Source organism: Gilliamella sp. Fer1-1 (assembly GCF_001690825.1).
Classification (GTDB): Bacteria; Pseudomonadota; Gammaproteobacteria; order Enterobacterales; family Orbaceae; genus Gilliamella; species Gilliamella apicola_C.
This window is the reverse complement of sequence record NZ_LZGX01000079.1, coordinates 1-11,980: the sequence shown is the minus strand read 5'-3', so window position 1 is coordinate 11,980 and position 11,980 is coordinate 1. Positions and strand designations below refer to the sequence as shown.

General features: G+C 37.5%; 9 protein-coding genes, 2 tRNA genes and 2 rRNA genes. 8 read left to right on the top strand and 5 right to left on the bottom strand.

Features of this window, described 5'->3' with window-relative positions; genetic code table 11:
* The first annotated feature begins 275 nt into the window (after positions 1-275).
* From A9G28_RS09035 to hslO, 3 genes are all read left to right on the top strand, one after another.
* Positions 276-1,823: a hypothetical protein gene (locus A9G28_RS09035; RefSeq protein WP_141674725.1), complete on the top strand. Its 1,548-nt coding sequence runs from the start codon at positions 276-278 to the stop codon at positions 1,821-1,823.
* A gap of 107 nt (positions 1,824-1,930) precedes the next feature.
* On the top strand, positions 1,931-2,326 hold the full coding sequence (gene hslR / locus A9G28_RS09030) for a ribosome-associated heat shock protein Hsp15 (protein WP_218057354.1): 396 nt from the start codon (positions 1,931-1,933) through the stop codon (positions 2,324-2,326).
* Position 2,327: 1 nt separating this feature from the next.
* Entirely contained in the window at positions 2,328-3,191 is an 864-nt protein-coding gene (hslO, locus tag A9G28_RS09025) for an Hsp33 family molecular chaperone HslO (protein ID WP_065580451.1), read from the top strand.
* 217 nt (positions 3,192-3,408) lie between these two features.
* Here hslO and tsaA read toward each other — a convergent pair whose 3' ends face one another.
* The 4 genes from tsaA to metN all read right to left on the bottom strand — a co-directional run bounded on the left by tsaA (position 3,409) and on the right by metN (position 6,974).
* Positions 3,409-4,122 carry a tRNA (N6-threonylcarbamoyladenosine(37)-N6)-methyltransferase TrmO gene (gene tsaA, locus A9G28_RS09020; RefSeq protein WP_065580450.1) on the bottom strand — a complete coding sequence of 238 codons (714 nt, stop codon included), beginning with the start codon at positions 4,120-4,122 and terminating at the stop codon, positions 3,409-3,411.
* A 148-nt stretch (positions 4,123-4,270) separates the two neighbouring features.
* Entirely contained in the window at positions 4,271-5,173 is a 903-nt protein-coding gene (gene metQ / locus A9G28_RS09015; protein ID WP_065566582.1) for a methionine ABC transporter substrate-binding lipoprotein MetQ, read from the bottom strand.
* A 15-nt stretch (positions 5,174-5,188) separates the two neighbouring features.
* Positions 5,189-5,830: a methionine ABC transporter permease gene (locus A9G28_RS09010; RefSeq protein ID WP_065580469.1), complete on the bottom strand. Its 642-nt coding sequence runs from the start codon at positions 5,828-5,830 to the stop codon at positions 5,189-5,191.
* Between the two features lie 112 nt (positions 5,831-5,942).
* A complete protein-coding gene (metN, locus tag A9G28_RS09005) occupies positions 5,943-6,974 on the bottom strand; it encodes a methionine ABC transporter ATP-binding protein MetN (RefSeq protein WP_065580449.1) in 1,032 nt (343 codons plus the stop codon).
* Positions 6,975-7,090: 116 nt separating this feature from the next.
* On the opposite strand from metN, the gene gmhB reads away from it, so the two are divergent.
* Entirely contained in the window at positions 7,091-7,627 is a 537-nt protein-coding gene (gene gmhB / locus A9G28_RS09000) for a D-glycero-beta-D-manno-heptose 1,7-bisphosphate 7-phosphatase (RefSeq protein ID WP_065566584.1), read from the top strand.
* Between the two features lie 327 nt (positions 7,628-7,954).
* Here gmhB and A9G28_RS14200 read toward each other — a convergent pair whose 3' ends face one another.
* Positions 7,955-8,314 carry a DUF4184 family protein gene (locus A9G28_RS14200; protein ID WP_065580448.1) on the bottom strand — a complete coding sequence of 120 codons (360 nt, stop codon included), beginning with the start codon at positions 8,312-8,314 and terminating at the stop codon, positions 7,955-7,957.
* 522 nt (positions 8,315-8,836) lie between these two features.
* Here A9G28_RS14200 and A9G28_RS08990 point away from each other — a divergent pair.
* The 4 genes from A9G28_RS08990 to A9G28_RS08975 all read left to right on the top strand — a co-directional run.
* Positions 8,837-10,374 (top strand): 16S ribosomal RNA (locus tag A9G28_RS08990).
* Positions 10,375-10,432: 58 nt separating this feature from the next.
* A tRNA-Ile gene (locus A9G28_RS08985) sits at positions 10,433-10,509 on the top strand.
* A gap of 52 nt (positions 10,510-10,561) precedes the next feature.
* Positions 10,562-10,637 (top strand) — tRNA-Ala (locus A9G28_RS08980).
* 263 nt (positions 10,638-10,900) lie between these two features.
* Positions 10,901-11,980: ribosomal RNA gene (locus A9G28_RS08975) — 23S ribosomal RNA — on the top strand; the annotation flags it as partial.

Sequence of the window (11,980 nt, the reverse complement as noted above, 5' to 3'; positions counted from 1 at the left end):
TTATAGTAAATAAAAATAACTCTCCCTTATCTTAATCAAAGAAGGGGAAAGTGAGTTGTTCAGTTATTATTTAAAAATATATAATGAAAGTTTATATCTTAACTGTAAAACCAACTTAACCACAAATCATTTATACGCAATGAGGTGCTATTTTGGTTAAAATCAGTTATCGTAATGCAATTATTCATAGTTCATTATAACAATTAAATTTATTTATGCGACGATTACGATTTTATATCATCATTTTTCTATTCATTTTTTGGCTTTTAGTTTTGTTGTCTTATTTTGTTGTGCAAACCTCTTTTGGCGCTAAAGTAGTTAGTCAGCAATTATCTAGATTAAGTTCTTATACAATTTCAATAGGCAACGTTCATCATTCGTTTTCAAATTTCTATGAATTGGCTTTTGATGAAGTCGTGGTGAGCGATAATAAGCAAGAATTTATTCATATTCCTAAATTAGTGATAGGATTGGATAAAAGCAATCTTTGGCAATTATCCCACTTTAATTATATTACCATTATTAACGGTGTGGTTGCTGATACTCACTTTGGCCACTATGCCTTTTCAAGCAATACGCTAAAATTTGTTAATTCAAACGTTGATGTTCTGGTCAACAATGGAAAAGACAAACTTTCATTCAATAAAATTAATGGGGGCATTCAACCTTTTATTTCATCGGGAGCAGGTCAATATCAATTTGATTTTTCTTCACAAGATGTTTTAGTGAATCAAATTCCAATAAAATCACTACTTATTCAAGGGTTCCATCGCGATGGTGTTACAACGATTACTAATTTAGGTGGAAATATTCATAATGGCTTTTTTGTGAGTAAATTAAAAGTACTTGCTGATAATAGTTTGAATATTGATCAATTAAAGTTACATAATATCAATTTCCAATCAACAGATGACGTGTTTTGGAGCAACTATTCCCATATTTTGCCAAAATTAACTATTAAGCAATTATCAATACTTGAAAGTAGTATACAATTGCCTCATTTTTTAATTGAGAAAGGCAATATTGAAGCAACCAATCTTTGTTATGATGATAAATGGCGTTTTGAGCAAAGTTCTTTTACTTTTAATGCTGATAATGTTGTTTTACATGAGCAGTCATTTTCGTCGGTATTGGTTCAATTATCATCCGATAATCAAGCAGTGACGATTCAAAAAGCGTTAGCGAAATGGAATAAAGGCAGTATAAATTTTTCTGGAAAATGGAAAGATAATGACCTACAGCTAGAGAAATTAACATTAGCCGATATCAATTATGACGTTCCTGAAAAATTTAAGCTACCCGTGTTACCCGATATTTTTAAGCATATTATAGTTGATAAGCTTGATATTTTACAAAGTTTAATAATTAGAAAATACAGTGATTTCCCGTTTAGCCTATATAATTTTCAAGCTTCAGGTTCAAATGTTGTTTTAGCTGAAAATCAAAAATTAGGCATATTTTCAGGCACTGTGTTTTTTAAATCAGAAAAAGGTTCGTTCAATAAAATTGATATTCGTTATCCAGATCTGGTTCTAAAATTTGATTCTCAACATCATGCTTTATTAACTTTTGGCTCTTTAGTTGATAGTGGCATGATAGAATCCCAAGTGGATATTGATCTGTTGCAAAATGAACCGTTATCTTTGAAATTTAATGCATATAATATCACCAGTTCGTTGTTAGAAGACTGGAAATTGGTAAAGCAACCTCCAACAGCGATAAATTATTCAGCTAATTTACATGGACAATTTCGACCATTTAGCTTTGCAGGGGTGTTTTCGACAAACGAGGGAAATGATTATATTATCAATCTTGAGCATTGATTTTTATAAAAGCATCGTTATATAACTGGTTAAGATGTATAAGATGCGCTTTCTATGTGTGTTTGAGCGTGAAAGCTCAACAATTAGTATGATATGAGGGTGTTATTTTGCTTGTAAGATTAGATAAATGGCTTTGGGTTGCAAGATTTTATAAGTCTCGCTCATTAGCTCGAGAAATGGTTGAAGGTGGTAAGGTACATTATAATGGTCAGCGCTCTAAACCAAGTAAAATTGTTGAAGTTGGGGCCATTTTAACGCTTCGCCAAGGTTTGGATCAAAAAACAATTCAAATTTTAGCTATTAGCGAGCAACGAAAAACTGCTACTGAGGCTCAACAACTTTATCTAGAAACTCCCGATAGTATTGTTAAACGAGAAGCAATGGCACAAGCACGTAAACTCAATGCATTGACAATGCCGCATCCCGATAGAAGACCTGATAAAAAGGAGCGGCGCGATTTGATTAAATTTAAATACAATAGGCAACAAGGTGACAACAATTAATATGGATACTTTAAATCGTTTTTTATTTGATAATCATCCGATTCGTGGTGAAATTACCCGTCTTGAGCAGACGTATGAAGCGATTTTAGATAATCATTCATACCCAATTGCGGTACAAAAATTACTTGGTGAATTGTTGGTTGTAACCAGTTTATTAACCGCAACACTAAAATTTGAAGGTGATATTGCTGTGCAGTTGCAGGGGGATGGCGCTTTATCTTTAGCGGTAGTGAATGGTAATGATCAACAACAGTTACGTGGTGTTGCTCGAGTTAACGGCGAGATCGTTGATAATGCGACGCTTAAAGATATGGTAGGTAATGGTTATGTTGTTATCACTATCACACCAAAACACGGTGAGCGTTATCAAGGAATTGTCGGCTTAGAAAAAGATACGCTTATTGGTTGTATCGAAAACTATTTTATGCAATCGGAACAACTGCCAACGCGCTTATTTGTCAAAACGGGAGTGTATAATAATAAGCCAATGGCAGCAGGCATTTTATTGCAAGTTTTGCCCGCTCATGAAAACACCTATGAATCATTTGAGCATCTTAGTGCATTAACTGAGACAATGACTAGCGATGAGCTGTTTCAGCTTCCTACTGATGAGATTTTATACCGCCTATATAATCAAGAAGACGTACGCCTTTTTGAAACACAGGATATTATTTTTAAGTGCGGATGTTCACGCCAACGTTGCGAGAATAGCTTAATGACCTTACCAAATAATGAAGTTGATGAAATTCTAGCTGAACAGGGCGGTAAAATTGATATTCATTGTGATTATTGCGGAAAGCATTATTTATTTGATTCAATCGATATTGCCGAAATGAGAAGCAAACATAACTTTAGTTATCATTGATATTGCAGATAAAAAGAACCACTAAAACTTATAAAGTTTTAGTGGCAAAGTGAAATATAGGGAAATTAAACCCGCATTTAGTCTATCAGAATTGGCAAAAGATACCAATTTTTTTTAACGGTTTCATGTAATTTTTTATTAAAGACACTGATAAACCTGCTTTTCATTAATAAAAATTTAGAATAAAGAACATATTTGATCTAAATTTTTTGTCTAACTAACATATATTATCTATATAGATATCTTCAACAAGAGCGTGTTGATTGCTGATCTTCCATTTAATATTAAAATGGTAAAGCCTCAGCCCATAGGTTTGTTCATTAATTTTTTTTTGTTTGTAGGCAGGCCTTGGATCTTGAGAAATAACTTGGGTAATGAGCTCAGTGAGCTGAGGATAATCGTGTTTTTGTAAATCTAAAATTAATTGTGCTTTTTGTGAAAATGTAACAGTTAGTTTTTCTTCTGGTGTAGATTGTGCGTATCCTGCAAATGCATCTGAATGGCTGTCACAATAAGGAATATAAGGCTTGATATCAATAATTGGTGTGCCATCGACTAAATCTAGGCTACCTAGTTTTAAAATGACCTGTTTATTTTCAACAAGGATGTCTTTTAATTCAACAGCAGAAAGCCCTATATGATTAGGTCTAAATGGTGAGCGTGTCGCAAATACTCCCATTGTTTTATTACCGCCTAAACGAGGAGGGCGTACGGTTAATCTCCATTTTTCAGGAGCAATATGGTGAAACAGGAATAATAGCCATAAATGTGAAAACTGTTCCAGCCCTTTAACACTGACGGGATCATTGTAAGGCGCTAATAAGTAAAGCTCGCCTTGTCCTGCGTTAACTAAATTAGGTTGCCTTGGCACAGCAAATTTTTCACTATAAGGGGAACGGATTATGCCGATTGGCTTTATTTGATATGTCATTGTTTATTGATTTATAGAAAATTTTTAAGTGGATTGGTTTATTTTCTTTATGCTAATCGTTTTCATGCTAATAGCTTTTATGCTAATAGCTTTCCGCCGATAACAGAAGCCGGCGGAATTGATAGTAATAAGTATTTATTGTAAGTTATTACCAACCGCGAATAGCGCCACCATTAAAGATTTGGTTAGCTTTTTCTGCCACTGCGTCAGTTTGGTATGCTTTAACAAAGTTTTTTATGCTTTCATTCTCTTTGTCAGCTTCACGAGAAACAATAATGTTAACATAAGGGGATTCTTTATCTTCTACAAAAATACCATCTTTACTTGGTGTTAAGTTGGCTTGCCCTGCAAAGGCGTTATTGATAATTGCAAGATCAACTTGAGCATCATCTAATGAACGTGGCAACATTGGTGCTTCAAGTTCAACGATCTTATAGTTGTAAGGATTGCTAGTGATATCAAGTACAGTAGGCAATAAACCTTTAGATTTATCAACTGTAATCATGCCTTCATGTTGTAATAATAATAACGCTCGTCCTAAGTTGGTTGGGTCATTAGGAATGGCAATAGTTGAATTAGCTGGAATAAAAAAGGTTTCACCGCGTGGTGATGTCACTTTTACACCTTCACCTATTTCTGTTGATTCTTCAATCGGTTTTAATTTGCGAGAATAGCTTGAAATTGGATAAACAAATGAGTTTCCAACAACAGCTAATTTATAGCCACGTTCTTTTATTTGCTCATCTAAATAAGGCTTATGTTGGAACGCGTTTACTTCAATTAAGCCATCATTTAATGCTTGGTTTGGTGTAACGTAATCGTTAAAAATAACTAGTTCAACATCTAAATTATAAAGATCTTTTGCTTGTTGTTTAGCTACTTCGGCAACCTCTTGTTCAGGACCAGAAATCACTCCTACTTTGATAGAACTTACTTTAGCAGGCTCTGCTGATTTGTTATCTGTTGTAGCTGGTTGTTTATTATTATCACAGCCAGTTAAAAAAAATGCACTTACCAATGTGCTAATAAGCACTAGCTTTTTAATAGACATATATTTCTCCCAAAATTAATGATGTGTAACTCGTTTAACAATCCTATTGCCAATAAATTGAATAATAAAGACAATAATAATTAATATAACCAAAACAGTATTCATTATAGCAGGCTTGTAGCCGTTGTAACCATATTGAATAGCAAGTTGTCCAAGACCTCCAGCGCCAACGGCTCCGGCCATCGCAATGTATCCTGTCAAAGTAATTAAGGTAATCGTCATGCTATTAACAATTACAGGTAATGATTCAGGTAATAAAACCTTATATATAATTTGAAATGGTGTTGCTCCCATTGAGCGAGCCGCCTCAATTAACCCTTTAGGTACATCTAACAATGCATTTTCAATCATGCGTGCAATTAATGGTGATACACCAATACTTAACGGTACTACAGCTGCTTGTTTACCTATAAAGGTTCCCATTAACAACGTGGTAAAAGGAATAATCCATACAATTAGTATAATGAACGGAATAGAACGAAATATATTAGTAATAAATGAAATAGCACTATTAGTTATATAGCAATCTAAGATCTGCCCTTTGCGTGTTGTATAAAGCAATATTCCAATAGGTAATCCAATCACTGTTCCCCAAAAACTCGATAGAAAGATCATATAAAGGGTTTCATCAGTGGCTTGTGCCATTTTCAATAGCATAGCTTGATTAAAACCATTGTATGATGAACAAAAAGCAACAAAGTCACCCCAAAAGCTGTATTGGGATAAATAATTAAATAGTGATTCGAAAGGTTTAAAGGAAGGAATAAAATCAAACATAGCCGAGAACCTCTACTTGGGTATTATTTTTTATTAAAAATTGAATTGCTGGTGCCATACTTTTCGGGTTCCCTTTCATTTCTGCTAGCATTAAGCCAAATTTAACCCCCCCTGCATAATCCATTTGTGCACTAATAATATTACTATCAATTTCAAATTCTTTAGCAATTTGCGATAACAAGGGGGAGTCGACAGAAACTCCCGTAAACTCTAAACGTACTAAAGGATTGAGCCCTTCTTTTGGCTCAGGTGATAGCCTTGTTAAATAATCATCAGGGATATTAAGATGCAAGGTTGATTGAATAAATTGTCGTGCAATATCTGTTTTTGCATGTGAGAACATTTCACCTACCGATGATTGTTCAACCAATTCTCCATTGCTGATCACTGCTACTTGATCACAAATTTGTTTTACTACATCCATTTCATGTGTGATTAATAAAATGGTTAGTCCTAATTTTTGGTTGATATCTTTTAATAATGCCAAAATTGAACGAGTGGTTTCAGGATCAAGGGCACTTGTTGCTTCATCGCATAATAAAACTTTGGGCTCACTTGCTAAAGCTCGGGCAATGGCAACACGTTGTTTTTGACCGCCAGACAAATTGGAAGGATAAGCATCGGCTTTTTCAGCTAAGCCAACTAATTCAATTAATTCATTAACCTTTTGCTTGATTTTTGATTTTGGGGTTTGGCTTAATTCAAGAGGAAATGCAATATTATCAAATACTGTCCGTGAAGAAAGTAAGTTGAAGTGTTGAAAAATCATGCTTATCTTTTGACGTATTTTGATTAACTTTCTATTTGGTAGATGTGTTATTTCTTGATTATCAAAAAAAATTTTACCACTAGTCGGTTTTTCTAGAAGATTAACACAACGAATAAGTGTGCTTTTTCCTGCCCCTGATTTACCGATAACACCATAAATTTTTCCTTGAGGAACATGTATTGTAATGTCTTTTAATGCATGAATTGGCGTTTTATTATGTTCGAATATTTTCGAAATATGTTGTAACTGTATCATAATATATAAAAATAAAATGTGAATAGGCGAATATTAAGACGTCTAGACATCTAAGTCAATCGATAATATGCTATGCGAAGTAGAGCAATACCTAAATTAAAAGGAAAAGAGTCAATATGAAACCTGCTATTTTTTTAGATCGAGATGGTACTATTAATGTAGATTATAATTATGTGCATACCATTGATAAATTTCATTTCATTGATGGTGTTATTGATGCGATGCAAGAGCTCAAGAAAATGGGTTTTTTGTTAGTCATAACAACAAACCAATCAGGTATTGCCCGAAACATATTTACTGAAGAACAATTTCACACGTTGACAGAATGGATGGATTGGTCACTACAAGATCGCGGTGTTGATTTAGATGGTGTGTATTATTGCCCTCATGATCCGTTAATTGATAACTGTGAATGTCGCAAACCAAGTCCCGGTATGATTCAAACAGCAGCCAAAGAACTAAAAATTGATATTGCTAATTCCTATATGGTTGGGGATAGAGTGTCTGATTTATTGTCGGGTAAAAAAGCGGGTGTTAAAAAAACCGTATTAGTAAAAACGGGTGATACCATAACAGAAGAAGCATTAGAACAAGCTGATTGGGTTATTGATAGTTTGGCTGATCTGCCAAAAAGAATAAAAAACCAATCTTGATTGTGGTTTTAACTAATACAGTGTTTAGATTAAACGCTGTATTAAAGTGATACTTTTAAGTCTTAGTGAGGCAATGGTTAATCCAATAAAACAGGCACTAATAAAAGTAACAACAGTTATACCTAGCTGATTTATAGAAAAAGAATAGCTGCCAAATATAAAAATAAGCAAAGTAATAAGTACTATTAAGCTCCAATATGGAAAATCAACTTTATCCTGTTTAGATGTTACAATTGGTAAATAATAAATAGTCCCACCAAACTCATACCGATTAATGAACTACCATGTTGTAATAATTTATAAATTGGAATTTCCATTTTCCCTATATTAACAGTATCTTGTAATAAACTGAAAGTTGAACAAAGCAACCCCCCAATGCTGACAGCAATATTTATTCCAGTTGAAAATTAAAGAATTAGCAAATCGCCTATAAAAGAAATTAGGTAAATTTTTAATTAAAGTATTTCGGACAATAAAATGAAAAATATAAGTAATAACTAGGGTCATTGATAAATCAAATAAAAAAATACCAGCTAGACTATGACTTAAAGTGTTTTTTACCTCCATTCTTAAGAAGTATTCAAAATCGGGCGCCATACTACCAATAATCAAAGCCGTCATAGAAAATAGGTGGGGTTTCTTATATAGAGGTAATATGATAGCAGGATGAGCGAATGTAAAAGGCATTTTTTATTCTAACTTAATAAAGCGTATTTAATTTGAAGTTATTTTGTCTGTTATAAAAAATATAATTAACTAGCAAAGATATTAAAATTTGCTTTTACAATCACTAACTTTAGTTTGTTTTTAGTTCATCTTGAATAAAAAAAACGCAAACAAGAATAAAATGCACAATAACCCCTTGCGCGAATTTTTAAAGTCCCTATAATGCGCATCCACTGACACGGCGTCAGCGAAAAGCTGGGGCGAGTTAGTGAAAAATTAAGATCAAAAATTTTGAAAAAAGATCTTGACGAATAAAAAAGGTTAGCGTAGTATACGCAACCCTTGAGACAGCGAAGTAAATTAACAAAAAGTTGATTGATTTAAAAAAAGCTGTTAGCTCTTTAAAAATAAGAAACAGACAATCTGTGTGGGCACTTGCGAGACAAAAGATTAAAGTCTACGGACTAAAAAAATTAAGTCTTGATAAGTGACACTGAAGATTCATTTGAATATGTCAGAGACAGTTATTGAGCATCAAACTTTAAATTGAAGAGTTTGATCATGGCTCAGATTGAACGCTGGCGGCAGGCTTAACACATGCAAGTCGAACGGTAACATGAGTGCTTGCACTTGATGACGAGTGGCGGACGGGTGAGTAAAGTATGGGGATCTGCCGAATGGTGGGGGACAACAGTTGGAAACGACTGCTAATACCGCATAAAGTTGAGAGACCAAAGCATGGGACCTTCGGGCCATGCGCCATTTGATGAACCCATATGGGATTAGCTAGTAGGTGGGGTAAAGGCTCACCTAGGCGACGATCTCTAGCTGGTCTGAGAGGATGGCCAGCCACACTGGAACTGAGACACGGTCCAGACTCCTACGGGAGGCAGCAGTGGGGAATATTGCACAATGGGGGGAACCCTGATGCAGCCATGCCGCGTGTATGAAGAAGGCCTTCGGGTTGTAAAGTACTTTCGGTGATGAGGAAGGTGTTGTATCTAATAGGTGCAACAATTGACGTTAATTACAGAAGAAGCACCGGCTAACTCCGTGCCAGCAGCCGCGGTAATACGGAGGGTGCGAGCGTTAATCGGAATGACTGGGCGTAAAGGGCATGTAGGCGGATAATTAAGTTAGGTGTGAAAGCCCTGGGCTCAACCTAGGAATTGCACTTAAAACTGGTTAACTAGAGTATTGTAGAGGAAGGTAGAATTCCACGTGTAGCGGTGAAATGCGTAGAGATGTGGAGGAATACCGGTGGCGAAGGCGGCCTTCTGGACAGATACTGACGCTGAGATGCGAAAGCGTGGGGAGCAAACAGGATTAGATACCCTGGTAGTCCACGCTGTAAACGATGTCGATTTGGAGTTTGTTGCCTAGAGTGATGGGCTCCGAAGCTAACGCGATAAATCGACCGCCTGGGGAGTACGGCCGCAAGGTTAAAACTCAAATGAATTGACGGGGGCCCGCACAAGCGGTGGAGCATGTGGTTTAATTCGATGCAACGCGAAGAACCTTACCTGGTCTTGACATCCACAGAATCCTGTAGAGATATGGGAGTGCCTTCGGGAACTGTGAGACAGGTGCTGCATGGCTGTCGTCAGCTCGTGTTGTGAAATGTTGGGTTAAGTCCCGCAACGAGCGCAACCCTTATCCTTTGTTGCCATCGGTTTGGCCGGGAACTCAAAGGAGACTGCCGTTGATAAAGCGGAGGAAGGTGGGGACGACGTCAAGTCATCATGGCCCTTACGACCAGGGCTACACACGTGCTACAATGGCGTATACAAAGGGAGGCGACCTCGCGAGAGCAAGCGGACCTCATAAAGTACGTCTAAGTCCGGATTGGAGTCTGCAACTCGACTCCATGAAGTCGGAATCGCTAGTAATCGTGAATCAGAATGTCACGGTGAATACGTTCCCGGGCCTTGTACACACCGCCCGTCACACCATGGGAGTGGGTTGCACCAGAAGTAGATAGCTTAACCTTCGGGAGGGCGTTTACCACGGTGTGGTTCATGACTGGGGTGAAGTCGTAACAAGGTAACCGTAGGGGAACCTGCGGTTGGATCACCTCCTTACGAAGAGCTCGTAAGTGCTCACACAGATTGTTTGTTTAGAAGAAAGAGTCACTTTATTGGGTCTGTAGCTCAGGTGGTTAGAGCGCACCCCTGATAAGGGTGAGGTCGGTGGTTCAAGTCCACTCAGACCCACCAATTCTACTTATTAAGCTGATTTTAGCTTGATTGGTTGATGAAGTGAGACAATGGGGCTATAGCTCAGCTGGGAGAGCGCCTGCCTTGCACGCAGGAGGCCAGCGGTTCGATCCCGCTTAGCTCCACCATTAAAGATATCTCTATTATTCGATGATGAAAAAAATTATGTTTGTATTTACTTGAGTTAAAAGATGAGTGAATAGAAAGATAAAGCTCTTTAACAATTAGGAACAAGCTGAAAGAAACGAGTTCTCGTTTTTACGGAAAACTTTTATTTTTGGTTTAATGATATATTTAATAAATGTTGAGTTAAACTGATTAAACTAAAAGTACTGAAGTAAAAAAGAGAAAAAAAGCGTAAATTGAAAACCAAGACAACTGTGAGTTGTAAGGTTAAGAAATTAAGCGTACACGGTGGATGCCTAGGCAATCAGAGGCGAAGAAGGACGTGTTAATCTGCGAAAAGCGACGGTAAGCCGATAAAAGGCGCTATAGCCGTTGATGTCCGAATGGGGAAACCCAGTGTAGGTGACTACACTATCATATAATGAATTCATAGTTATATGAGGCGAACCGGGAGAACTGAAACATCTAAGTACCCCGAGGAAAAGAAATCAACCGAGATTCCCTAAGTAGCGGCGAGCGAAAGGGGAGGAGCCCAAGCGGGTAGCATGATGTATTAGTGGAAGCGTCTGGAAAGTCGCACGATAGAGGGTGAAAGTCCCGTACATGAAAATGCATGATGTGGAAGCTTATAGAGTAGGGCGGGACACGTGATATCCTGTCTGAAGAAGGGGGGACCATCCTCCAAGGCTAAATACTCCTGATTGACCGATAGTGAACCAGTACCGTGAGGGAAAGGCGAAAAGAACCCCGGGAGGGGAGTGAAATAGACCCTGAAACCGTGTACGTACAATCAGTGGGAGCTGTTGCCGTTGGGTAATAGTGACTGCGTACCTTTTGTATAATGGGTCAGCGACTTATATTCTGTAGCGAGGTTAACCGAATAGGGGAGCCGAAGGGAAACCGAGTATTAACTGTGCGTTAAGTTGCAGGGTATAGACCCGAAACCCGGTGATCTAGCCATGGGCAGGTTGAAGGTTGGTTAACACTAACTGGAGGACCGAACCGACTAATGTTGAAAAATTAGCGGATGACCTGTGGCTGGGGGTGAAAGGCCAATCAAACCGGGAGATAGCTGGTTCTCCCCGAAAGCTATTTAGGTAGCGCCTCATGAGTAACTGTTGGGGGTAGAGCACTGTTTCGGCTAGGGGGCCATCCCGGCTTACCAACCCGATGCAAACTCCGAATACTGACAAGTTTAATCATGGGAGACACACGGCGGGTGCTAACGTTCGTCGTGAAGAGGGAAACAACCCAGACCGCCAGCTAAGGTCCCAAAGTCATAGTTAAGTGGGAAACGAAGTGGGAAGGCTTAGACAGCTAGGATGTTGGCTTAGAAGCAGCCATC

Bases quoted from the DNA above. Each gene is read 5' to 3' on its own strand.
- tsaA (WP_065580450.1), bottom strand. From the start codon at position 4,122: ATGACATATCAAATAAAGCCAATCGGCATAATCCGTTCCCCTTATAGT.
- A9G28_RS09010 (WP_065580469.1), bottom strand. From the start codon at position 5,830: ATGCTATTGAAAATGGCACAAGCCACTGATGAAACCCTTTATATGATC.
- hslO (WP_065580451.1), top strand. From the start codon at position 2,328: ATGGATACTTTAAATCGTTTTTTATTTGATAATCATCCGATTCGTGGT.
- metN (WP_065580449.1), bottom strand. From the start codon at position 6,974: ATGATACAGTTACAACATATTTCGAAAATATTCGAACATAATAAAACG.
- A9G28_RS14200 (WP_065580448.1), bottom strand. From the start codon at position 8,314: ATGCCTTTTACATTCGCTCATCCTGCTATCATATTACCTCTATATAAG.
- metQ (WP_065566582.1), bottom strand. From the start codon at position 5,173: ATGTCTATTAAAAAGCTAGTGCTTATTAGCACATTGGTAAGTGCATTT.
- gmhB (WP_065566584.1), top strand. From the start codon at position 7,091: ATGAAACCTGCTATTTTTTTAGATCGAGATGGTACTATTAATGTAGAT.